The sequence below is a fragment of the Pseudomonas guangdongensis genome (assembly GCF_900105885.1).
GTDB classification, from domain to species: Bacteria; Pseudomonadota; Gammaproteobacteria; order Pseudomonadales; family Pseudomonadaceae; genus Geopseudomonas; species Geopseudomonas guangdongensis.
Genome location: NZ_LT629780.1, coordinates 1,878,590 through 1,902,690, shown reverse-complemented (window position 1 = coordinate 1,902,690; position 24,101 = coordinate 1,878,590). Strand labels below are relative to the sequence as shown.

The following is a 24,101-nucleotide window of genomic DNA, read 5'->3' as shown; positions in this document are numbered from 1 at the left end:
CCCATGACCGATCTTCAATGCTGCCAGCAGGCGGCGACGGCCTCCCCATGCCTGAAGAAAGCCTCTCTAACGCTGATCCCGTACCAACTGGAGCTGATCCGCACCGCTGCCGAGGCGCATCGCCGCGTGCTGGACACCCGCGCCATCAGCCCGGACTGGCAGGCCGCGTACAGCGCATGGCTCAACGCTGCCGAGTCGCTGGCGGTCGCCATCATCCACCAAGCCGCGCGGGAGGCCCGCCGCCATGACTGATCCCGTGATGCTGTTCCGTGAGGCGATGGCTGCCACCTTCGGTCCGCTGGACTTCATGCCGACCCCGGACGGCGAGATTCACCGCTTCCACGTCCCCGGCGACAAGGCCGGAAGCCGCAACGGCTGGTATGTGCTCTACCTGGACGGCCTGCCGGCTGGCTCCTTCGCCACCTGGAAGACGTGCGAGGTCCACCGTTGGAGCAGCCGGGAGCCTGCCGACCACCGCGAGGCCGAGCAGCTGCGCCAGCGCATCGAGGAGGCCCGTCGCTGGCGCGAGGCTGAGCAGCGCCGCCGCTGGGCGAACGCCGAGGAGCGGGCCGCCTGCTGGTGGCGCGACGCGCGCCCGGCCGATCCCCGCCACCCGTACCTGATCGCCAAGGGGGTGGAGCCGCACGGCCTGCGCCAGCGTGGCGGCGAGCTGCTGGCGCCGCTGGTTCATGCCGGTCGCCTGGTGAACCTGCAACGCATCGCCTGTGACGGCTCCAAGCGCTTCCTGTTCGGCGGCCGGGTGACGGGCTGCTACTCGCCCTTGGGGCAGATTGAGGCCGGGGCGCCGCTGTACGTCTGCGAGGGCTGGGCGACCGCCGCCACTCTGCGCGAGGAAACCGGCGCAGCCGTCGCCGCCGCCCTGAACGCCGGCAACCTGTACGCCGCTGGCGAGCAACTGCGCCGCCGCTACCCGGACAACCCGCTGATCGTAGCCGGCGACGATGACCGCCAGACCGAGGCCGAGGGCAAGGGCAACCCCGGCAAGACCAGCGCCAGTCGCGCCGCCATCGCTCTGGGGTGCGCCCTGGTGCTGCCCGAGTGGCCCGCCGATGCGCCGCTCCACCTGTCCGACTTCAACGACCTGCGCCAGCTGAGGAGGGCCAACGCATGAGCACGACCAACGTAACCCCTCTGGTCCCCAAGGCCACCGCCCCGGAAATCGGCCGCCCGTGCTTCCGGGTGTACGACGAGCCCATGACTACCCAGGCCGGCCAGAAGCTGCGCGCGGGCGTCTACTGGCACGGCCTGCGCCACGGCAAGGGTGGCAGCGAGCCCGTCGAGTTCGACCAGTGGGTTTGCAGCCCCCTGCATGTGGTGGCCATCACCAGCTGCGAGGGTGGCCACTTCGGGCGCCTGCTGCGCTTTCGCAACACCCTGGGGCGCTGGCGCGAGTGGGCGATGCCCATGGCCTTGCTCAAGGGCAACGGCGAGGACCTGCGCGGCGAGCTGCTGGGCATGGGGGTGGAGATCGACCCGGACGGCTTCAAGCAGCTCAACCGCTACATCCAGAGCCAGCACCCGAAGCGCCAGGTCACTGCCGCCACGTCCACCGGCTGGCATGACTCCCAGCTGTTCATCATGCCGGGGCAGAACATCGGGCAGGGGGACGCCATCCTGCAAACCGAGGCGCACGACCTGGGCGACTTCACCAAGGCCGGCGACCTGGACGGCTGGCGCGAGCAGCTGGCGCGCTACTGCGACGGCAACCCGTTGCTGATCCTGGGCGTCTGCGCGGCCCTGGCCGGCCCGCTGCTGTACCCCACCCGCCAGCAGAGCGGGGGCGTCAACCTGTGGGGCAAGAGCAGTACCGGCAAGAGCAGCATCGAGCAGGCCGCCGCGTCCGTGTGGGGGCATGGCGAGCACTTCCTGCGCACCTGGAACGCGACCGGCAACGGCCTGGAGGGGATCGCCACGCAACGCAATGACGCCCTGCTGGTGCTCGACGAACTGGGCGAGTCCGATCCGGCCAAGGTAGGCGACATCGTGTACGCCCTGGCCAACGGCACCGGCCGCGCCCGCGCCAACCGCGCCGGAGGTGCTCGCACCACCAACCGCTGGCGCGTGTCCGTACTGTCGTCGGGGGAGCTGACCCTTGCTGCGAAGATCGCCGAGGCCGGCAAGCGCATCAAGGCCGGGCAGGAGGTGCGCCTGCTGGACGTGAGCGCCGCCCGTGTCTTCGGCTGCTGGGATCGCCTTCATGGGTTGCCGGATGGCGCCGCCCTGTCCAAGCACATCAAGTGCGCCAGCGTCACCCACTACGGCCATGCCGGCCCAGAGTTCGTGCGCCTGCTGATCGCCAGCGGCGACATGGATAAGCTGCCTGAGGCTCTGGAGCTGATGCGCGCCGAGTATCCTGCTCGTAATGGCCTGGAAGGTCGCGCGGCGGATCGCTTCGCCCTGCTGGCGCTGGCCGGTGAGCTGGCCATCGGCTACGGCCTGCTGCCCATGGAGCCCGACAGCGCGCGCTTGGCCATGCTGGCGCTGTTCGCTGAGTGGCAGGGCGAGCGCAGCGCCGATAGCAGCGAGGATGCCGCCATCAAGGCGCAGTTGTTGGAGTTCGTGACCCGCCACGGCGAGGCGCATTTCTCCGAGTTGGGCATCCCGACTGACAAGGTGCGCGACCGCGCCGGCTGGTGGCGTCTGGACGGCGAAGCGTGTGTGTGGCTGTTCACTGCCGAGGGGCTGCGCCGTGCCGTGCCTGGCTTCGAGGTTCGCACCGTGCTGGACGTGCTCGACGCGGCCGGGTGGATCGCCGAGCGCGGCAAGGACGGCAAGCGCTCCAAGCGGGTGAAGGTGGGTGGCAGTTCCGTGGCGCTCTACCACCTGCGCCCGGTGGAGGGCTGAGCATGGCCGGCGCCGCACAGTTGATCAGCCGGCTTCGGGGGCGGCCGGTTCCCTCGGTTCCCTCAGCTGAAAACGTGAGGGAACCGCTGGAAGCCGCGCCAGTCGTGGCGGTTCCCCCGGCTCCCCCGGTTCCCTCACTAAATCATCAACCCCAAGGCGAGATCCAGCCCGAGCAGCTGACGCCAGCCGCAGAGGCCGCCAGCGAGCCGCCGCGCATCATGCGTACCGCAGCCACGGCTTCGCCGGTCTGGCTGGCCGCGCGTGACACCTACCTGAGCCACGTCATGAGCTGCCGCACTTGCCATGCGCCGACAGGCCGCCACTGCCTGGTCGGCGCCGAGCTGCGCGCCACCTACGACACCACCCCAATGGAGCCGACCCGATGACCGCCGACACCCTGTGCACCCTGGAGCGCATCGGCAGCAAGCCGGGCACCACCCATCGCGACCTGCTGACCATCACCCGGCGCATCGTCCGCCACCTCTGTGAGCTGCGTAGCGCCATCCGCTCTGAGCGCCACGCCCTATCCCGGCAGGCCCACAAACTGCGCCAGTCCGGCCCATTCACCCAGCGCCGAGCAGATGCCCTGGAGCAGCAGGCGCGTGACCACCGTGCCGAGGAGCTGGCGAGCGTGGTCGATGTGCTGGAGGACTACGGCCGCGTGCTGATGCTCGACCGCGAGTGCTATGCCAAGGCGCTGGGCTTCGAGGCGCTGGCCAACCTGCTGAACATCAACCACGTGGACCGAGAGCGCGCACGCCGGGCCGGATGGTTCAGACTGGTCGATCTGGTTGCCATCGAGGGGCTGGAGAACAGTGCCGAACAGAGCGGCGACGGCTGGGAGTTCCACAGCCCGCTCCAACTAGCGTGCGTGCTGGCGCTGGGGGGCATGCGCGCCAGTCCACCGGACCAGTTGCCCGAGCCGCGAACGGTTGGCCGCGTCCGCAAGCGTCCCACCTTGGTAGTCCACGACTGCAACGTCGGGCTTGAGGTAAAGCAGTAGCTTGAGCCTTTTCAACCCTACGGGTGCGGGGGCTATACAGTTCATCCCCGCAGGCGCGGGGAACACGAGGCCGTCCGGGCTGGCCTGCAGCTTGAGGTGCGGTTCATCCCCGCAGGCGCGGGGAACACCTCACCTCGTACTCTGCCGAGTGCAGCGCCGCCGGTTCATCCCCGCAGGCGCGGGGAACACTCAGCGCCGGTGCGGATGACAACGCACCGGGTCGGTTCATCCCCGCAGGCGCGGGGAACACTATGGCGTTTTTGCTGCTGAAACGCCTCCCCTCGGTTCATCCCCGCAGGCGCGGGGAACACATATCGCTGGCCAGCCTGCGTTACTCCCTAACCGGTTCATCCCCGCAGGCGCGGGGAACACAACATGGCGATGGCAATGTCGAGATCCACCCACGGTTCATCCCCGCAGGCGCGGGGAACACGCGGCGGTCCACTCGTTGTCGAACTCGCGGCCCGGTTCATCCCCGCAGGCGCGGGGAACACAACAAAACGATGGCGGCCGGCGCCGGTGCCGGCGGTTCATCCCCGCAGGCGCGGGGAACACGTGCCAGCCGGCCCGCTCTATGATCGCGCGCACGGTTCATCCCCGCAGGCGCGGGGAACACGCAGAGCGAAGCGAGGCCCGGCGCAATTTTTCCGGTTCATCCCCGCAGGCGCGGGGAACACGTGACGCCATTGCGGCATATGCAGATGGCGAGCGGTTCATCCCCGCAGGCGCGGGGAACACCACTCACCGCGTTGACGGGGTGGATCAGCGGGACGGTTCATCCCCGCAGGCGCGGGGAACACGTCGATGATCGCCTGAGCCTTTGCCGCTGGAGCGGTTCATCCCCGCAGGCGCGGGGAACACCACAGTCGGCTGATGCTGCTCAGGGGTGCGGCCGGTTCATCCCCGCAGGCGCGGGGAACACACCCGCCATGGCGTGATCGCCTATGAGCCGGTCGGTTCATCCCCGCAGGCGCGGGGAACACCCATGATCGAGAATGCCAGTAGCATCGGCGTACGGTTCATCCCCGCAGGCGCGGGGAACACTTTTGGCAAGCTCGGCCATTTCCTCGCCTTCGCGGTTCATCCCCGCAGGCGCGGGGAACACCAAAGGCGTGGGAGTCGCCGGAGCTGACGCGCCGGTTCATCCCCGCAGGCGCGGGGAACACAGGATGGAACGCAGCGCACCGATCACCGCGTGCGGTTCATCCCCGCAGGCGCGGGGAACACGCTGCCGAGCAGGTGAGCGATTCCTTCGGTTCCGGTTCATCCCCGCAGGCGCGGGGAACACACGTGGCAGAAATCAACGAATGGCTATCTGAGCGGTTCATCCCCGCAGGCGCGGGGAACACTCCAGCAGGCACGACTGGATCTTGTCGGCCACCGGTTCATCCCCGCAGGCGCGGGGAACACAATCGGCCCCATGATGATGGCGGTGCGAATATCGGTTCATCCCCGCAGGCGCGGGGAACACTTCTTTTTGCTCTTCCTCGCCCATGCCAAGCTCGGTTCATCCCCGCAGGCGCGGGGAACACGGCGTGCTGATCACCCCGAAGGACCACGAATACGGTTCATCCCCGCAGGCGCGGGGAACACTTCTTTTTGCTCTTCCTCGCCCATGCCAAGCTCGGTTCATCCCCGCAGGCGCGGGGAACACGGCGTGCTGATCACCCCGAAGGACCACGAATACGGTTCATCCCCGCAGGCGCGGGGAACACGTGGCTATGGGCCTGTGCCAGCGCCTCGGGAACGGTTCATCCCCGCAGGCGCGGGGAACACAGTCCCCTGCAGCCTGTGGTCATGTTCACAGACGGTTCATCCCCGCAGGCGCGGGGAACACGAAAAAACAAAGAAACCGAAACAAAAAAATCGCGGTTCATCCCCGCAGGCGCGGGGAACACATGGTGAACGGGAGCTGCTGCCACTCGTCCGACGGTTCATCCCCGCAGGCGCGGGGAACACGGACCGCCCATGGCGCCGACCAGCGCCCCAGCCGGTTCATCCCCGCAGGCGCGGGGAACACATCAGCCTCGACGACCGTGACGGCCGCGTCGCCGGTTCATCCCCGCAGGCGCGGGGAACACGCCGAGTACCTGCTGTCGGAGGCCGCCGGCCACGGTTCATCCCCGCAGGCGCGGGGAACACGGCGAAGTCATCGCCCAGATCGTGCCGGCTCGCGGTTCATCCCCGCAGGCGCGGGGAACACTTTGCGGCCGCCTACAGCGACGAAGATGCCCACGGTTCATCCCCGCAGGCGCGGGGAACACTTCGACCAGACCGGCTTCCTGGCCTTCCATCGCGGTTCATCCCCGCAGGCGCGGGGAACACGGCAGCGGGGGTGGGTGGGTATGGGATCAGCGCGGTTCATCCCCGCAGGCGCGGGGAACACCTGCGCTCGCAAGGCCTCGCGTGGTGTTCGTACGGTTCATCCCCGCAGGCGCGGGGAACACTGCCAACGTCGCATCTGGCGGTTCCGGCCTGACGGTTCATCCCCGCAGGCGCGGGGAACACTCAGGCGAATAGCGCCAGCATCAAGCGTAAGGCGGTTCATCCCCGCAGGCGCGGGGAACACCGATTTATTACTATTACTGCACCCACCGCACCCGGTTCATCCCCGCAGGCGCGGGGAACACCGGGTCAGCCAATTCCTCAGCAGGACGATAGACGGTTCATCCCCGCAGGCGCGGGGAACACAGTGCTGGCCGCATGAAGTCGAAGGCATACAGCGGTTCATCCCCGCAGGCGCGGGGAACACGCCTCTAGCCAAGGCTCGGACGCGATGGCGTTCGGTTCATCCCCGCAGGCGCGGGGAACACTGCAGCGACAGCAGGCGGGCAGTCAGGTATGCCGGTTCATCCCCGCAGGCGCGGGGAACACTTCTGTCGCTCCTTATACGCGGAAAGTGTTCACGGTTCATCCCCGCAGGCGCGGGGAACACTTTACGATCCTCTTTGAGGCGGACACCCACCCACGGTTCATCCCCGCAGGCGCGGGGAACACTGCAGCCGCTCAGTGTAGTATTCGTCCGTGTTCGGTTCATCCCCGCAGGCGCGGGGAACACTCACGGTGACCGTCGCCCCGCGGCCCTTGCTGCGGTTCATCCCCGCAGGCGCGGGGAACACCCCCGCATGGCCGCCTATATGCACATAGACGGCGGTTCATCCCCGCAGGCGCGGGGAACACCTCCTTGCGCCTTCTTTGCCCGTTTGTGCTGCCGGTTCATCCCCGCAGGCGCGGGGAACACACTTAGCGTAACCAATTGTTCTCCAAGGAGAAAATCGGCCGCTACAAATCTACCGATTTTTCTTGTTAAAGATCGGGGGTTTCCTGAGGGTGGAATGCGACCAGATGCAGGCCGTCGAACTCGACCGGCAGACGCCGGTTTGCGCCGAGAGTCTGGAACTCGTAGCCGGACTCATGGTTGCTCGCCCAGGCCATCACCACATTGCCATCCTCGCAACCTTCTGCGAGCTGCTGCCAGATCATTTCCCGGGTACGCCGGGACACGTCGCCGATGTAAACACCTGCACGTACCTCCAGCAGCCAGATCGCCATCCGGCCGCGAAGACGCGGCGGGACGTTTTCAGTGACCACTACGACGAAGGCCATCACTGCGCCCTGTGCCCGGCTTCGCCGATGCTTTCTGGGTTGGGGATGGCGGGCGGGACTGACTCTGGCGGTGCTTCCGGCGGCGAGATGCCGCCTGCTGCCAATACCTCCTCAATAGTCGGGATGATTTTCCCGAGCAGCTTGCTGGAGCGAAAGATGTCCCGGCAGGCTAGGCGCACTTCACGCTCCGGCTGGCGCGGCGACTTGGCGGCAATGCGGAAGGCGACCGGCACCACGGTGTCGAATTTGAACAGGTCGGCGATGTCGTAGACGAACGACAGCGGCTTGCCGGTATGGATGAAACCCACCGCAGGCGCATAACCAGCGGCCAGCACGGCAGCTTCAGTGATGCCGTACAGGCAGCTGGTTGCCGCCGACAGGCAACGGTTCGGCACGTCAGCGGCATCCCACTCCTTACGGTCGTAGTTACGTGATCGCCAGTCCACACCGTACTGCCGAGCCAGCAGCTTGTAGGTCTCGCGCACGCGGGCACCCTCGATGCCACGCAACTGCTCAATGCTGCGTCGCTCGGGCGCCTTCTCGCGAAAACGCAGCTCGTACATCTTGCGCACCACCTTCAGGCGCAGCTCGTCGTCCAGCGCCAGCTTGGCCTGGTACAGCAGACGGTCTGCACGGGCGCCGCCGGGCTGGCCGCTGGCGTACACGCGCACGCCGGCCTCGCCTACCCAGACCAGCAGGGTGCCGACCGTAGAGGCCAGATGTACCGCCGCGTGGGATACACGCGTGCCTGGCTCAAGCATGATGCAAGCCACCGAGCCAACCGGGATGTGCATCCTCACTCCATTTTGGTCGATCACCACGAAGGCGCCATCCTGTACGTCAATCTGCCCGTACTGGACGAATACCATCGACACCCGGTCCTTCATCGGCAGGGGCTTGAGCGGCGGCAGCATCAGGCGCGCGCCAGGCTGAGCAGACCGCAGCCGAATGCCTTGGCCGGACCGATGCCGTCGAGCAGCGCCGCGCGCAAGGCATCACCACTGGTTACCTGCAGCACCCCCTCGAAGCAGGCGCGCTGCACGATGATCGCCGCACCGCCCTTGCGCCGGCTGTCGAACAGGTCGCTGGCGCTGACCAGCGCGGTCTGTAACGCGAAGCCGTGCCGCTCGCCCTGACGCTGCAGCCACGCCAGTTGCTCGCTTTCGCCGGCCAGGCCGTACCGCTTGCCGTCACGGCTCACCGTGGGGTTGGCTTGCAGGCGGAAACGATAGTGCTGCTCCGGCCGGACTAGGGCGTCCAGATCGACCTCCTTGCACTCGGCAGGTCTCTGCAGATAGCCCGGCAGAGACTCCAACGTGTCCCAGTTGCCTGGCTCGCGGGACTGCACCAGCAGCGTCGGACTAGCCCACGGATTTGCACCCTCCTCCAAGCGCCAGAGGAAGCGCAGTGGAGCTTCGCCATCGTTAGCCACGAAGGCGCGGACCAGAGTGCGGTGCATATCGTAGGCATCGGCCAGGTCGCGGCGTGCTTGAGCACTGCGTGGGTCAAGCGTCAATCGGGTCAGGTTCATGCATCACTTCCTGTTTCACGAAACGCGGCCCGAAACGCCGCTCGGCAAAGGGTGCGACCGGCTGATCCAAGCGCACCGAGCCCTCCCGGTCATCCTCCAGCACCAGCCGCAGGGTACGGCCCGTCCAAGGCACCAGAGGCGGCCAGCCTCGCAACGCCGCCAGCAGGTCGAGCGGCTGCACGGCATCGGGCAGCTGTACCGGCATGCCCGGCACGCAGCTCTTGCGCCCCAGCGCCAGCGGCCAGACCGGCGCGCGCAGGGCGGCGTGGATGCGCTCGAGCAGGCTGCTATCGTCACTTTCCAGTCCGACCAAGAACACCGCATCGGCCAGGTAATAGCGCGGGCTGATGACCGTGCGATCCGATTTGAACTTGCCCTCGGCGTTAAGCACGCCGGTGATGGTCTGGTAGTCGCGCAGTAGCACACCCTCTCGGTCCACCCGCACCCCCATGCGCAGGGCAGCAAGGTCATCGAGCGGCTCCCGGCGGTCGCGACCCAAAGCCGCACAGATCAGACCGAGCACGCCGGACTTCGACGGCTCAAGCTGGGTATCGCGCTCGTCGAAACGGCTGGTCGTGCCCCAGGACTGCAGCGGCCCCTGTAGACGCAGCAGCAAGGTCGCCATGCTCAGGCCTCCAGTTCGGCAGCGACCTGCGCTTTGACCCAGCCCGCTAGTGCGGCCAGACTCGGCAGGGCTTCGCCCTTCCCTTGCGGCCAAACGCCGCTCAGGTCCAGATAGGCCCAGCTGTCGCGCCCATCGGCGTAGACGCTGGCCAGCCGCTCCTCGTGGACGGCCAGCTCGGCCACGGACAGGCTGCTGAGCGCCTGCTCGCGACCGGGCGCCACCGGCTTCTCGAAGGCGTTGGCCAGGTTGAGCGGACCGGCATGGCGCAGGCAGACACCAACGAAGGCCGGCAGGTTGTGGGCAGCGAAGGTGTTCTGCTTGCCGCTGGGAATGGCACGCACCACAGCCTGGGTGAAGGCTTCCAGTGCCGAGAGAGTCAGCTCGCGGTCGTCCTGCAGATTGCCGAGCAGCTTGTGGGCGTCAATCACCGCGTAGCGGTAGAAGGTAGCCGAGTTGAACTCGACCTGACCGATCATGCCGGCGCCGGTTTCCTCCGGTCCGCCCTCGTCGTCCACCGCGGTGAAGTAATCGAACTCGCGCTCGACGCGGTGAGTACTGATGGCGTGCGCTACCTGACAGGCGGCGTCCTGGTTCACTTCAGGCAGGTCGGCAAGCATGCGGCCGAACAGCGCCACGTCCACTGCCTTGCCTCCGTCGAGCAGCGCCTTGGCCTTTTTCACTACTTCGGCAGGCGCGCTGGCCTTGGCTTCCTTCTTGCCCTTCTTCTCGCCGCCGGCCGGCAGCGCCAGCTCGTCCCAATACTGTTCGATCAGCGCGGCGAAACCTTCGATCTCGCGCGCGCCGAGGAACAGCAGGTACTCGGTCTTGCCATCGTCTTTGAGCTTGAGCCCAGCAGCAGCCAATGCGGTCTCGATCCGCGCCTTGGCCTCATCAGTATCACGCCCGGGGAGCCGGGCCAGCAGCAGATCCAGCAGTTTCTTGGTGCGCACGCCGCGATGCTCGGGCGCGACCAGCGCATGCTCGTTCGCGGCAAGACGAATCGCCCGTTTGAAGCACTGGCTGCTCACCCGCGCCCGGCGATGGCCACCGAACAGCGCATCCTTGGGTGCTCCGGTGTCATCGCGGTTGAGGTTGGACGGCGCGAAGTTCTGGATCAGGTGAAACTCGACGAACAAGGTCATGATGTCCCTCTCAATCTTGATGGTGGGTCGCCGGCTCGGCGTCGTGGGCCAGCGCCCGGTAGAAGTCCCTTGCCCAGCGCTGGCGGATGCGGTCGCGCGCATCAGGGTCCAAACGTGGGTTCAGCCAGAAGCGCAAGTCATCGAGTAGCGAGGCATAGTCCAGACCGATATCGTCCGCCGCCAGCAGGCTGATCACATGCCGCAGATAGTCGGCTAAGTTCTCGGCGTCAGCTCCGAGCAGGGCGATGAAGCGCTTCTCGATACTGTCGCTGTCGCGCTGGCGCATCAGTTCGCCGAACGCGGCAGCCAGCGTACGTGGCGCTGGCTGCGGATGCAGGGCAAACAATCCAGCGACCAGATAGAGCGCCAAACGCTGGGCGTCCTGCGGGTGACTGTCGCGGGCGACGAAGCGCTCGACGTAGGGAAACGCCTTGACGTGGGCACCCGGTGCGAAGCTCAGACTACGACGCAACTCGGCCAGTGCGCCGGAATTGCGCCCGCGCAACTGGATCAGGTGCGCCACGAAGTCCTGCGCAAAATTGCTCATGCATGAGCCTCCTTGAATGGTTGCGAATTCGATTCGAGCAACTTCTGCTCGCGCAGCAGGCCACGCAGGCGCGGCCAGGCTCGGGCCTCGGCCTTGAGCGCCAGCGGCGACTGACCGAGGTCGCGGCGCAGGCCTTCCCAGCACGCCTCGGCCGCCTGTAGCAGGCTGGCGCTCCAGTGTTGGTCGGCCGCCTCGCCGTCGCCCGCGCCGACCAACTGCAGCAACCGCGGCAGGCTACGCTCGGCACACGCGAAGAAGGTGGCTGCCGCAGCACCGGCATCGACAACAGCCCGCCCCCGGGCTCGGGTATCCTTACTGCGCGGATCGGGCATGGTTTCGGCATACATGCCGGTCGCGATGCTGCGGATCTGCTCGTACAGGCTTTCGGCGCGCCGTACCTCCTGACGCAGGTAGCCGGCCAGTTGTGGGTTGCCCAACAGCTCGGCCGGCAGGCTGATCCGCTCGCAGCGCCAGCGCAGGAGCTTGGCTTGGTCGCTGGCCAGGCCGGCAACCATTAGCGGCTGCTCCTTGCCGAACAGGCCAAGTTGCATATTCAGGTTGGCCGCCCAGCCCAGAGCCGCCGCCGGCTGGCCGGACTTGCCATCGGAGTCCGGTACCAGCGCCGGAAGATCGCGCCAGAGCGCCCGACCTTCATTGAAGGTTAACCGCACCAGGCTGTTGCTGCCGGCCCGGTAGCTGACCATGGGATCCGGGGCGTTGGGGTCGTCCTCGAGGGCGACGCCCACCGCGAAGCGCAGCCACTGCACACGCCCCGCCTCGTTTTCCTCCAGCAGTACCGCGCGACTGAGCCGTGTGTAGCGGTCGTTGGGGCCGCTGGCCAGGGTAGCCTCGGCCAGAAGAGCCTGCCGGTTGACCGGTGGACGCTCCCAGCTCGGCAAGTCCTCCCGGCTTGAATGGGGATGCAAAGCCAGGCACAGGGTCTGCTGCAGCGTGTCACCCAGCGGCAGGGCTGCGGCACTGTTGGCCAGCGGACCGGCCTTGTCGGAGCTGCGTAGCGTCTTGACCAACCCCCCCGGGGTGAACTGCAGGAAACCCAGCAGAGAACGTAGCGCCTCAGACGGTGCGATCGGATTCGGCAGGTCATCGCAGGAGTGATCGAACACCAGCGCCGTGTTGCCGCTGGCGCTGGCTAGGGAAATCTGTGCCCAGGGCTTGCGCTTGCCGGCGGTTTCCTCGACTTGTGCCAACGCCGCCACCTGCATGACCGGCACCTCGGCATGGAACAGCCAGAAGCGCTCGCGCCAATGCTCCAGATAGTCGTGCAGCGCATCCAGCGGCAGCCCCTCGCGATACCAGCGGGCACGATCCTTGTCCTTCCAGCTGCCGTGCGCCCAGGTCAGAGCCCGGTGGGCGATGGCCAGCAGCAGACGGTACTGGGCGATCAGGCTGGGCGGCGCGGTTTCCGCCAGCGCCGCGATCTCGCCGGCGCGCTCGAAAGCCTCGAGCAGGCCGACATCGCGCACCCGGCCATCGGTGAAGCGCACCGGCAACCAAGGCTCGTCGAGCAGATTGAAACGCGGAGTCATTCCTTGTCCTCGGGTTGAGTGGCGGACTCGGCCGCCTCGTAGACCAGCCCAAGCCGGGCATCTAGGCGCAGGCGCAGTTTGCCGATGACGCAGCCGGCCTCTCCATCCAGTTCCAGTGGCTTGAGGTGGCGCAGCAGTGGATGATCGGCGAAGGCCGACGGCGCCTCGAGTCTGGTGAAATGGGCAACCACCTCCTTGCGGCTGAGCTTGAGCTGGCGGCCATAGAGCCGCCTGGCCAGCGCATCGGGCAACTGCTGGTGCGGACCGAAGGCATCTCCGCCCGGCCGGTCGCTCCAGCCGCCCGCCACGCGATGGACCGGCACCAAGGTGATGGCGTCGTCGCCCAGCCGGGTGCGGTTAGTCAGCCCCAGCCCCTCGCCCTCCTCGCTGCCACGCGGCTTGTCCGCATAGGCATACTGAGGCTCACAGGTCGGATCGATGGCGATGTTCGCCGCCTTCTGTCGCTCGTCATGCTCATGAGCCAGATGCTGGCCATAGGCTTCCGTGGTGATGTAGGCACGGGCTGCAGACTCCAGGTCATCCGGCAGCGGCGCATCGCCGTAGACGGCCTGCACCAGACGGTCAATGTCCTGCGGCAGCTGCAAGCCGTGCTCACGCGACAGCAGCGCCCAGGTACGGCCGAGAATGTAGGGCTCGTAGACGAAGGCCCAAGCGGTCTTCTTCAGTTCAGGCAGCCGCTGCGGATCGAGCCCGGCAACGAACAACCGCGCCTCGGCATGCGCCTGTGGACGCACCCGGCTATGGCGATGCAGACGACCGGCGCGTTGCAAGAGCAGGTCGACGGGCGCCAAGTCGGTGATTAGGAAATCGAAGTCCAGATCGAGGCTTTGCTCGGCGACCTGGGTGGCGACCAGCAGCGCTCGGCCGGGACGCAAGCGGTCGGTGCCGCCGTTGCCGAACACCTCCAGCACCTGCCGCTCGCGCCCACTGCGCTCGTCGGCCGGGAAGCGGGCGTGAAACAGGATCAGTCGCACATCTTCGCCCAGCTGCGTCTGCAGCTGGCGATAGAGCTTCTGGGCACGGTCCACCGTGTTGACGATCAGCGCGCCGTAGCCGTTGCCCTCCAGCTGATCGAGCGCGCAAGCCGTCAGTGAGTCCAGCTCCTCGTCGATGCCGTGCAGAGCGATGGGGGGCAACGGCCGCGAAGCGAAGGTCGCGCCACGCACGCCGCGGTCGTCCGCCAGCAGCAGGCGTGGATATGGCAGCTCCGGCACCGTATCGGGCTGTACCTCCCAAGCCTGCAGCAGCGCACTGCGCCGCTCGGCCGGCAATGTGGCGCTCATCAGCACCACCGAGGCCCCCAGCGCCTTGAGCCAGCGCAACAGCGACTCGATCAGGCCGCTGGTATAGGTGTCGTAGGCATGCACCTCGTCCAGCACCACCACCCGATTGGCCATGCCCCACAGGCGCACGAAGTGGTGCTTGACGTTGAGGGCGGCGAACAACGCCTGGTCGACAGTGCCGACTCCGTAGGGCGACAGCAGCGGTCGGCGGCGCTGCGAGAACCAGGCGGCTGAACCGACATCGTCACCGCGCGCGCCGCTGATACCTCGTAACCGTGGCACTCGCTCATCCAGCATGGCACCGCCATGCACCAACTGGATGTCCAGCGCCTGATCGTCGTTGAAGGCTTGCAGGAAGGTCAGCGCACGGTCGAACAGCGCATTGCCAGTCGCCTGAGTCGGCAGGGCGACGTACAGGCCGCGATGCGCGTTGCCCGCCTGCAGATGTAGGTGGGCGAGAAAGGCTAGCTCGGTCTTGCCCTCGCCCATGGGCGCCTCAACCAGCAGCAGCGCCGGCCCCTGCGCCTCCAGCAACAGGCGGTCCCCCTCGACCTGCAGCGACCGGGCGGCTATCCCCGCGTGGCCGACAATCCGCCCGACCAAAGCGTCGGTCGAAGCCGGAGCGGACAGCAGCGGGCGATAGGCCATCCAGCCAATTTCCCGCAGCGCCCGCTGCGCCAGAGCGCGTGCCACCGCGAAATGCCCGGCGAGCGAGTCTTCCCGCTCACCGAGGGGAAACCAGTCGGGATTTGAGCCGATCCAGTCGGCCACGCTGGTCAGCCCGGCCAGCCACTCCACAGCTGGCGTCGACAGCTCCTCGAGCGCCGGCACGCCCGCCGGGGCCAGCGCTCGCCAATAGCTATCGAACAGCACCTCGCGTGCCTGCACCCACAGCGGTGCCTCGAAAGAAGGGGTCGCAGCATTGATCTCGGGACGATGGAAGTGGTAGCCATGGTGGGCGCTAATCGCCTGCAGCACACCAAGCACCCAGCCCAGCTCCGCACCGCTTGCCGTCGGCAGATGCTGCCAGAGCAACGCGGCACTGGCGCAGGCGTGATCGCTTACCCCCAGCGAGGTACGGGTGAAGCCCAGCCCCTCAGCCTCGTCCTGCTGCTGACCTTGCGGCCACTTGGCCTGGAAGCCTGGGATGGCCTTGCCGAAATCGTGCAGCCCCACCAGGGCGGCGACATAGCGTACGAAGTCGGCGACCGGTAGGCCGAATTGACGGGAAAAATACTCGAGCGTGCTCGCCGGCTCGTGCTCCAACAGCACCTCGGCGGCAGCGGCGACGTCCAGCATGTGGGCCAACAGGCCGTGCCCGACGGGATCACCACTCTTGGCCCAGAGCGCACGGGCATGAGGGGGCAATGAGGAAAAGTGAAGCGCTGTCATCCTTGGCATCCCTGCGCCGAGTATTGAATCCGCCACGGATCAAAGCACACCAGACGTATCAAATGAAACCTTGCTTTAAAGGAAATCACCTGCGGACTTTCATCATCCATCCTTTGCGCTCCATCCGGCGGTACGCAAGGTTGGTACGCAAGCTGGTACGCACGGAAAAGCTCCTATCGAGCTGGCGCTGATAGAGCATGATTCTGTCTCATGTTCGCAAGGCGCAGGTTCGCACGCAGGTTCGCACGAAAATGTACCGTAGAAGCCGTGCGCACTGGCACCAGAGGCAGGCCACGCCTCACACAGCGCGAACAGCGCCACGAGCACATCTTCGCCGGGATCGTTCAGCACCAACTGACCGCCGCTTTTACCGACCACCACCTACGCCAAGATCTGATCTATCCGACGAACGGCAAGAGATGGGAATCACTGGCACGAATAGGGCACAATCCGCCCCACGAAACGGGGGTACTTTTCGTTTTGGGGGCATTTTTGGGGGCATCGAGAAACAACCACCTCCCGCAAAGCCAGTATTTCCGAGGGTTTTATCTTTGAGTTCTGGTCCCTTTCGGGGCACCATCTACGGCTTCCAGACACTACCGAACCTGTCTGGAGCCCACAAAAAACCGGCCTTAGCGCCGGTTTTTTGTTGCCTGCCATTTATGCCTCTGCCGCCAGCCGCGGTTGCGCTCGGCAATGGCGCCATGCGCCACCGGGCACAACCGCGCGGCACCGACTCAGAAGCTGTCCCAGTCGTCCTCGGTCTTGGCCAGCGCCGGGCGGGCCGGCTGGCGCGCCCTTGCAACAGCGCCCGCATCCTCGGCGCCATGCGCCGGACGCTCGCCGGCCAGACCCACGGTTTCCAGCAGGCGACGCGTGGCCGCACTCGCCTGACGGTCGCCCTCGTCCAGCACCAGCCCCGCCAGCATGCCGTTCAGGTGCAGCGCATGGCTGCGCATGTTGCCGGCGGCCTGGGTCAGCTCCTGCACCATCGAGGAGTTCTGCTGGGTCATGGTGTCCATCTCGGCCACCGCCGTGTTGATCTGCACCACGCCGGCGCTCTGCTCGCGGGAGGCCTGGGTGATCTCGCTCACCGCGGTAGTCACATGATTGATCTGGGTGACGATCTCGCGCATGGTCTCGGCGGTCTGCTTGACCACGCTTTCGCCGTGGCGGATCTGCTCGCCGGTCGACTCGATCAGCCCGCGAATGTCCTGGGCCGCCAGCCGCGAACGCTCGGCCAGGGTGCGCACCTCCTGGGCCACCACCGCGAAGCCGCGGCCGTGCTCGCCGGCACGCGCCGCCTCCACCGAGGCGTTCAGCGCCAGGATGTTGGTCTGGAAGGCGATGGTGTCGATCATCTTGATGATCTCGGCAATCTGCTGCGAGGCGTGAAGGATCTCGCCCATGGTGCTTTCCGCCTTGAGCATCGAAGCCTCGCCATCCTCGGCGACCTTGGAAGCGGCGAGCGCCAGTTCGTTGGCCTGCACCGCCGAGCTGGCACTGTGCTGCACGGTCGCGGTGATCTCCTCCAGCGACGAGGACGTCTGCTGCAGGTTGGCCGCCGCCTGCTCGCTGCGCGCGGCCAGCTCCTCGCTGTTGTGGGAAATGGTGCCCGAGGCGTCGTCGACCACCGCCACGCTGGCGCGTACCTCGTGGAGGATGTCCTGCACACGGGCGAGGAACTCGTTCATCTGCACCGCCATCACGGTGATCTCGTCGCGCCCGGACACCGGAATGCGCCGGGTCAGGTCGCCGCGCCCCTGGGCGACTTCCTCGGAAATCTCCTGAATCGCGCCGGCCGCCGCCTCGATGCGAGCCGCCATCCGCCGGGTCAGCCAGGCGGCGGCGATGGCGATGACCAGCAGCACTGCCAGGGAAATCGCCACCGAACGGATCAGCGCGCCGCGCAGATCGGCATGGGCAGTCGCCTCGATGTCCGCCATCGCCAGATCGATGTCGGTGGCATAGGCACCGGCGCCGATCATCCAGCCCAGCTCGGGCACGCTGCCGGCGAACGAGTACTTGGTCTCGACCTCGCCGCTGCGCGGATTCTTCCAGGCGTACTCGTAGAAGCCGCCTCCCTTGCGGGCCAGTTCCACCATGTCGCGGATGAAGTAGCGGCCCTTGGCGTCCTGCACGGCGGTGTTGTCCTTGCCCTCGTGCGCAGGGGCGACCGGCTGGACACGGGTCACGCCGTCGAAGTCGACGACGAAGACGTAGTTCTCGCCCTCGAAACGCAGGTTGCGCAGCACGGTCGCGGCCTCCTCGCGCACCGCGTCGGTGACGGTGGCATGCCGGGCGAGCACATCCTGGATCGAGGTGCGGGCGACCTGTACCACGTCGCGGACGCCCTGCTGGCGCATCTGGACCATCATGGTGCGCTGTTCCTTGAGCATGCGCCGGTTATCTCCGGCACGCTCCAGCGCGTTCATGATCACCAGTAGTGTGGATATCGATATCAGCGGCAGCAGCACCAGCGCCAGGATATAGCGGGACAGGCTACGGCTGCCTTTTTTCGGCAGGGAGGGGTGCGTTTTATTCAGCATAATAAGTCCTTATATGCTTATTCTTTTAATTGATATATCCAATCAATATGTTGCCCCTTCAGCGATAACGAGGTGCTGACATGCATCATGTCCGGAATGTCTGATAACAGGCAGCCGCGAGCCTGCGCCGGGCGCGCAGGCTTGCAGTCGTCAACAAACCGCTGTTGCCAGATGCCGAGCAACGCCTCGACGCTCCCGCAGCGCAAGGCGTCGTGGCGGTCGTTCAGCTCAGAAGCTGTCCCACTCCGCCTGCGCGGTCTCGGTCTGGCGCGCCGGACGGGCAGGTTCCGCCGCCGGCCGGGCGGGTGCCGCTGCCGAAGGCGACTGCTGCGCCGCCCTGGCCCGCCCTGCGTCCTTGCCGGGCGCGCCGCGCTCCAGCACGAAGCCCGAGAGCATGCCGTTCAGGTGCAGCGCATGACTGCGCATGCTGCCGGCGGCCTGGGTCAGCTCCTGCACCATCGAGGAGTTCTGCTGGGTCATGGTGTCCATCTCGGCCACCGCCGTGTTGATCTGCACGATGCCCGCGCTCTGCTCGCGGGAGGCCTGGGTGATCTCGGCCACCGCGGTGGTCACATGATTGATCTGGGTGACGATCTCGCGCATGGTCTCGGCGGTCTGCTTGACCACGCTTTCGCCGTGGCGGATCTGCTCGCCGGTCGACTCGATCAGCCCGCGAATGTCCTGGGCCGCCAGCCGCGAACGCTCGGCCAGGGTACGCACCTCCTGGGCCACCACCGCGAAGCCGCGGCCGTGCTCGCCGGCGCGCGCCGCCTCCACCGAGGCGTTCAGCGCCAGGATGTTGGTCTGGAAGGCGATGGTGTCGATCATCTTGATGATCTCGGCGATCTGCTGCGAGGCCTGGAGGATCTCGCCCATGGTGCTTTCCGCCTTGAGCATCGAGGCTTCGCCGTTCTCGGCGACCCTGGAGGCGGCCAGCGCCAGTTCGTTGGCCTGCACAGCGGAACCCGCGCTGTGCTGCACGGTGGAGGTGATTTCCTCCATCGACGAAGACGTCTGCTGCAGGTTGGCCGCCGCCTGCTCGCTGCGCGCGGCCAACTCCTCGCTGTTGTGGGAGATCGCCCCCGAGGCGTCGTCGACCACCGCCACGCTGGCGCGCACCTCGTGGAGAATGTCCTGCACGCGGGCGAGGAATTCGTTCATCTGCACCGCCATCACGGTGATCTCGTCCTGCCCGGACACCGGCACGCGGCGGGTCAGGTCGCCGCGACCCTGAGCGACTTCCTCGGAAATTTCCTGGATCGCGCCGGCCGCCGCCTGGATGCGACTGGTCATCTTGCGGGTCAGGTAGACCGCCGCCAGCGCGATGGCCAGCAGCACCGCCAGGGCGATGCCCACGGAGCGGATGATCGCGCCGCGCAGCTCGGCATGGGCGGCCGCCTCGATCTCGCGCATCGCCTGCTCGATGTCGGTCACATAGATGCCGGCGCCGATGGCCCAGCCCAGCTCGGGAATCCGGTCGACGTAGGAGTACTTGGTCTCGACCTTGCCGGTCTTGGGATTCTTCCAAGCGTACTCGTAAAAACCGCCGCCATTACGCCCGACCTCGATCAGCTCGCGGACGAAATAGCGCCCGTTGGCATCCTGCAGGTCGCTCTTGTTCTGCCCCTCGAAATCCGGCACGGCCGGCTGCACCCGCGCCACGCCGTCGAAGTCGAAGGCGAATACATAGTTCTCGCCCTCGAAGCGCAGCGCGCGCAGGGTCTGCGCGGCCTTCTCGCGCACCTCCTCGGTCACCGGCTGGCCGCTGGCCAGCAGGTGCTTGACCGAGGTGCGCGCCGTCTGCACCACATCGCGCACGCCCTGCTGGCGCAGCTGGATCATCATCCGCTGCTGCTCCTGCAGGCGCGCGGCGTTGTCGCCGGCACGCTCCAGCGAGTTCATCAGCACCAGCAGCAGGGAGATCGCGGTCAACGGCAGAAGCACAAGACCGAGGATGTAATAGGAAAGTCTTTTCGAGCAGCCCCTGGGGGCGGACTCCGGGGAGCGGAATATTAATCCGGCAATACAATAGGGCATAATCAGCGTTTTTCACCATGACCAGCGACGCACGAAGCCTCAGCCCCTTGGAACAGCGCGAAAAACGCGCTATCGCCCTACGCATGCGCGAGCAGGGGTATACCTACAGAGCCATCGGCGAAGCCGTTGGCGTTCATCTGCGCACGGTGGCGCATTGGGTCGCGATCGCGGAGCACCAGGGCAAAGAGGCCGCGATCGAAGGTGGCCAGCGCGGATCGCTGCCGGGGGAGCGACGCAGCCTGTCCTCCGAGCAGGAGTCACTGATTCGCACCCTGTTGCTCGACACCATGCCGGATCAGTTGAAGCTGGACTTCGCGCTCTGGACGCGTGATGCGGTGCGCGCCCTGATCGCCCTGCACTGCGGCTTTCAGATGCCTATCCGGACAGTCGGTGAATACCTCAAGCGTTGGGGCTATACCCCACAACGCCCGTTGAAGCGCGCCTACCAGCAGAAGCCCGAGGCGATAAAGCGCTGGCTGGAAACCGAGTATCCGAAGATCGAGCAGCGCGCCAAGGCCGAGGGCGGCGAGATCCACTGGGGCGATGAAACCGGCCTGCGCAGCGACAGTCATGCAGGGCGCAGCTACGCCCCGGCAGGGCGGACGCCCGTACGCGAAGTCAGCGGAAGCCGCTTTGCCACGAACATGATTTCGACGGTGACCAACCGGGGCAAGCTGCGCTTCATGCTGTACCGGGAAACCATGACAGCGGTCGTGCTGATCCGCTTCCTGGGGCGACTGATCCGGGATACCAGCGGGCGCAAGGTCTTCCTGGTCTTGGACAACCTGCGCGTGCACCACAGCAAGAAGGTCAAAGCCTGGCTGGAGGGGCGGCGCGAACGGATTGAGGTGTTCTTTCTGCCCGCCTACGCCCCCGAGCTCAACCCGGACGAATACCTGAATGGCGATCTCAAGCATCAGGTGCGCAGCGGGCCAAGTTTGAAAAGTCGGGATGCGTTGGAAGGCCGAGTCCGCTCGGTCATGCGGCGCCTTCAATCAAAGCCCGAGCGGATTCGTTCCTACTTCCGACATCCCAAAATCGCGTATGCAGCATGATTTGGGGTATTGGGTTGCCGGATTAATAGCATGAGAACTCCTTGTTTTTATATTTTTCGGGTATGTTTTTTTGCGAGCAAAATCCTGTCTCTTTTACGCTGAAATAGCGTCGGCAGGCAAATCGACATCACACCCGTCGCGCGGGCCAGACAGCGCGCCTCGATGGCGGAGCCCGGCAGCCGCAGTCCTGTATGACGCGGCGATATCACACCGGCATGTTAATGCCGGAGCGGTGCGCAGATAATTGACGCCAAACAATGGCCGACATAATTAGCCATTCAATATATCGAGCGGAATTCGCCCGCCGATGTCCGCCCCGGCACACAATTCCTGCGCGCGGGATTCCGGCTTGCCTTGCCGCAGTCGCTCCCCTACCGTCCCCAGAGACCTCGAACCCCGCGCAGCCCGGAGGCGCCGCCATGACCCATGCATCCCCCCGACTCGGCCGCTACGCCCTCGGCGCCATCCTCGCCTGCATCGTCGTCAACCTGCTGGCCCGCGGCCTGTTCAAGCTCGGCGGACCGCTCGCCACCCTGCTGGTCGCCGCCGCCGTGGCCGGCGGGCTGGCCCTGGTGTTCCGCTGGCGCTGCGGCCGGCGTCCCTTCGCGGTCGAGCGCCGGGTGCTGGTCGGCCTCTATGCCCTGGGCCTGGGTCTGCTCTATGCCGGCCTGCTGGCGATGATGCACCTCAAGGAAGAACCCGGCTCAGCCGGCCTGCTACTATTCGCCGCCCATTACACCGCCTACCCGCTGCTGGCCTGGTTCGCCCTCGCCCCGGAGCGCGACGCACCGTGAACTCGCGCCGCCGCGCGCGGCCCAAGCAAGCCCGTCCCCCGCTGCCTGCATGACCGATGACCCGCCAAGCCCCTGCCCCCGACCTGCCTCTCGTCCTCGCCGGCCCGCTGCTGCGCCGCCTCGAAACCCGCCGCCTGGTGCTCTGGCTGGTCGCCAGCCGGCCCCTGGAAGCCCGCCTGCAGCTGGCCTGGGACGACCCGCAATGCGGGCCGGTCGAACGCGAGCTGCCGCTCGACGCCAGCCGCTGCCAGCGCCTGCCGCTCGGCCGGCAGGCCAGCCTGCACCTGATCGACGTGGCGCTGGACGAGGCGCTGCCGGCCGACAGCTTCATCCACTACGACCTGCTCGTCGACGACGCCGGCGCCACCCGGGCCATCGCCGACTGGGCGCCGCACCTGCTCTACCCCGGCCAGCGCCGGCCGAGTTTCGTGCGCCGCGGCCGGCTCGACCACCTGCTGCACGGCTCCTGCCGCAAGCCGCACCACCCCGGCAGGGACGGCCTGCTGCAGGCCGACCAGCTGCTCCAGGCGAGCCTCGGGCAAGCCACCGAGCGCCCGGCGCTGCTGATGCTCAGCGGCGACCAGATCTACGCCGACGACGTCGCCGGACCGATGCTGGCGGCCATCCACCAGTTGATCGAACGCCTCGGCCTGTACGGCGAACGCCTCGAAGGCGCCACCGTGGCCGACAGCGAGGCGCTCCTCGCCCATCCGGACGGCTATTACCGGCGCGAAGACCTGCTGCCCGCCTACACCGCCAACGAGGAACTGCGCGAGCGCTTCTTCGGCGGGGTGAAGAAGCCGGTGTTCACCAGCGCCAACGCCCACAACCACCTGGTCACCTGCGCCGAGGTGCTGGCCATGTACCTGCTGGTCTGGTCGCCGACGCCCTGGCGCCTGATCGCGCCGGTCATGCCCGCGCTGCCGGCCAGACTGGCCGAGCGCTACCGCCGCGAAGAGACGACGATCCGCGCCTTCGCCGCCGACCTGCCGCAGGTCGCGCGAGCGCTGGCGCAGCTGCCGAGCCTGATGATCTTCGACGACCACGACATCACCGACGACTGGAACCTCTCGGCGCGCTGGGAACAGAGCGCCTACGAGCACCCCTTCTCGCGGCGCATCGTCGGCAACGCGCTGATCGGCTATCTGCTGTGCCAGGGCTGGGGTAACTGCCCCGAGGCCTTCGCCGCCGAACTGCCCGCGCTGCAGGCCCTGTTCGCCGCGCCGGACCCGCACCAGCGCCTCGACGCCCACGCCCAGGACGCCATCGTCCAGCGCCTGCTGCGCTTCGAGCACTGGCACTACAGCCTGCCCGGCCAGCCGCTGCTGCTGGTGCTCGACACCCGCACGCGGCGCTGGCGCAGCGAACGCTACCTCAGCCGCCCCTCCGGCCTGATGGACTGGGAAGCGCTCTGCGAACTGCAGCACGCGCTGCTCGACGAACCGGCGGTGGTCATCGTCTCGCCGGCGCCGATGTTCGGCGTCAAGCTGATCGAGATCATCCAGCGCCTGTTCACCTGGGCCGGCCACCCGCTGCTGGTCGATGCGGAAAACTGGATGGCCCATCGCGGCGCGGCCAAGGTGATGCTCAACATCTTCCGCCACTCGCGAACCCCGGCGAACTACGTGATCCTCTCCGGCGACGTGCATTACTCCTTCGCCTACGACATCCACCTGCGCCACCGCGACCGCGGCCCGCGCATCTGGCAGATCACCAGCAGCGGCATCAAGAACGAGTTCCCCGCCCGTCTGCTCGACCTGTTCGACCGCCTCAACCGCTGGCTGTACGCGCCGCGCTCGCCGCTCAACTGGTTCACCAAGCGCCGCACCCTGCAGATCACCCCGCGCATCCCCAGCCGCAGCCCGCGCGGCGAACGCCTGTGGAACGGCGCCGGCCTCGGCCAGGTGCATCTCGACGCCCAGGGCCAACCCCGCACGATCCGTCAGCTCAACGCCGACGGCTCGGAACCCACCCGCTTCGAGAGCGACGAGCGCGCCGCCGACTGAAGCGGCGCGCCATCGCCTGCCCGGCGCCGGCGCCACTACGCGCCGAGGCGCGGCGGTTTGCGGGCAGCGCCCCCACAACGCACAGTCGCTCCCGCCCC

Annotated in this window: 18 protein-coding genes and 1 CRISPR repeat array; of the genes, 8 read left to right on the top strand and 10 right to left on the bottom strand. The window is 66.9% G+C overall.

Annotation, left to right across the window (positions count from 1 at the left end; translation table 11 throughout):
* Positions 1–3 precede the first annotated feature (3 nt).
* The 5 genes from BLU22_RS09000 (at position 4) to BLU22_RS08980 (ending at position 3,868) form a co-directional block, all read left to right on the top strand.
* Positions 4–252: a hypothetical protein gene (locus BLU22_RS09000; protein ID WP_090213767.1), complete on the top strand. Its 249-nt coding sequence runs from the start codon at positions 4–6 to the stop codon at positions 250–252.
* Entirely contained in the window at positions 245–1,132 is an 888-nt protein-coding gene (locus tag BLU22_RS08995; protein WP_090213765.1) for a toprim domain-containing protein, read from the top strand. Before BLU22_RS09000 ends, BLU22_RS08995 begins: the two co-directional genes overlap by 8 nt.
* A complete protein-coding gene (locus BLU22_RS08990; RefSeq protein WP_090213764.1) occupies positions 1,129–2,865 on the top strand; it encodes a DUF927 domain-containing protein in 1,737 nt (578 codons plus the stop codon). Before BLU22_RS08995 ends, BLU22_RS08990 begins: the two co-directional genes overlap by 4 nt.
* 218 nt (positions 2,866–3,083) lie before the next feature.
* Positions 3,084–3,251 carry a hypothetical protein gene (locus BLU22_RS15060; RefSeq protein ID WP_173867172.1) on the top strand — a complete coding sequence of 56 codons (168 nt, stop codon included), beginning with the start codon at positions 3,084–3,086 and terminating at the stop codon, positions 3,249–3,251.
* On the top strand, positions 3,248–3,868 hold the full coding sequence (locus tag BLU22_RS08980; protein WP_090213761.1) for a hypothetical protein: 621 nt from the start codon (positions 3,248–3,250) through the stop codon (positions 3,866–3,868). Before BLU22_RS15060 ends, BLU22_RS08980 begins: the two co-directional genes overlap by 4 nt.
* Before the next feature lie 37 nt (positions 3,869–3,905).
* Positions 3,906–7,109: direct repeats of the CRISPR family, unit length 29 nt; unit sequence CGGTTCATCCCCGCAGGCGCGGGGAACAC.
* Between the two features lie 65 nt (positions 7,110–7,174).
* On the opposite strand, the gene cas2e is transcribed toward BLU22_RS08980, so the two are convergent.
* From cas2e to BLU22_RS08930, 10 genes are all read right to left on the bottom strand, one after another.
* Entirely contained in the window at positions 7,175–7,474 is a 300-nt protein-coding gene (cas2e, locus tag BLU22_RS08975) for a type I-E CRISPR-associated endoribonuclease Cas2e (protein WP_090213759.1), read from the bottom strand.
* Entirely contained in the window at positions 7,474–8,388 is a 915-nt protein-coding gene (gene cas1e, locus BLU22_RS08970) for a type I-E CRISPR-associated endonuclease Cas1e (protein ID WP_173867171.1), read from the bottom strand. Before cas1e ends, cas2e begins: the two co-directional genes overlap by 1 nt.
* Positions 8,388–9,005, bottom strand: coding sequence for a type I-E CRISPR-associated protein Cas6/Cse3/CasE (gene cas6e / locus BLU22_RS08965; protein ID WP_090213757.1), 618 nt, complete (start codon positions 9,003–9,005; stop codon positions 8,388–8,390). Before cas6e ends, cas1e begins: the two co-directional genes overlap by 1 nt.
* Entirely contained in the window at positions 8,980–9,630 is a 651-nt protein-coding gene (gene cas5e, locus BLU22_RS08960; RefSeq protein WP_090213756.1) for a type I-E CRISPR-associated protein Cas5/CasD, read from the bottom strand. The genes cas6e and cas5e overlap by 26 nt, the downstream gene beginning before the upstream one ends.
* A 2-nt stretch (positions 9,631–9,632) precedes the next feature.
* Positions 9,633–10,772, bottom strand: coding sequence for a type I-E CRISPR-associated protein Cas7/Cse4/CasC (cas7e, locus tag BLU22_RS08955; protein WP_090213754.1), 1,140 nt, complete (start codon positions 10,770–10,772; stop codon positions 9,633–9,635).
* A gap of 10 nt (positions 10,773–10,782) precedes the next feature.
* The gene (gene casB, locus BLU22_RS08950) at positions 10,783–11,319 is read right to left on the bottom strand and encodes a type I-E CRISPR-associated protein Cse2/CasB (RefSeq protein WP_090213753.1); all 537 of its coding nucleotides are present in this window, start codon (positions 11,317–11,319) and stop codon (positions 10,783–10,785) included.
* Complete coding sequence (gene casA / locus BLU22_RS08945) at positions 11,316–12,866, bottom strand: type I-E CRISPR-associated protein Cse1/CasA (RefSeq protein WP_090213751.1); 1,551 nt, start codon at positions 12,864–12,866, stop codon at positions 11,316–11,318. The genes casB and casA overlap by 4 nt, the downstream gene beginning before the upstream one ends.
* Positions 12,863–15,562 (bottom strand): CRISPR-associated helicase/endonuclease Cas3, encoded by a 2,700-nt coding sequence (locus tag BLU22_RS08940; RefSeq protein ID WP_090213749.1) that lies wholly within the window; start codon positions 15,560–15,562, stop codon positions 12,863–12,865. The genes casA and BLU22_RS08940 overlap by 4 nt, the downstream gene beginning before the upstream one ends.
* A 737-nt stretch (positions 15,563–16,299) precedes the next feature.
* Positions 16,300–18,111, bottom strand: a complete 1,812-nt coding sequence (locus BLU22_RS08935) for a methyl-accepting chemotaxis protein (RefSeq protein ID WP_090213748.1) — start codon at positions 18,109–18,111, stop codon at positions 16,300–16,302.
* A gap of 228 nt (positions 18,112–18,339) precedes the next feature.
* Positions 18,340–20,043 (bottom strand): methyl-accepting chemotaxis protein, encoded by a 1,704-nt coding sequence (locus BLU22_RS08930; RefSeq protein WP_197676750.1) that lies wholly within the window; start codon positions 20,041–20,043, stop codon positions 18,340–18,342.
* A gap of 122 nt (positions 20,044–20,165) precedes the next feature.
* Here BLU22_RS08930 and BLU22_RS08925 point away from each other — a divergent pair, with 122 nt between their 5' ends.
* The 3 genes from BLU22_RS08925 (at position 20,166) to BLU22_RS08915 (ending at position 24,003) form a co-directional block, all read left to right on the top strand.
* A complete protein-coding gene (locus BLU22_RS08925) occupies positions 20,166–21,203 on the top strand; it encodes an IS630 family transposase (RefSeq protein WP_090211663.1) in 1,038 nt (345 codons plus the stop codon).
* Positions 21,204–21,622: 419 nt separating this feature from the next.
* Positions 21,623–21,997, top strand: coding sequence for a hypothetical protein (locus tag BLU22_RS08920; RefSeq protein ID WP_090213744.1), 375 nt, complete (start codon positions 21,623–21,625; stop codon positions 21,995–21,997).
* Between the two features lie 56 nt (positions 21,998–22,053).
* The gene (locus tag BLU22_RS08915) at positions 22,054–24,003 is read left to right on the top strand and encodes an alkaline phosphatase D family protein (protein ID WP_090213743.1); all 1,950 of its coding nucleotides are present in this window, start codon (positions 22,054–22,056) and stop codon (positions 24,001–24,003) included.
* Positions 24,004–24,101: the final 98 nt, after the last annotated feature.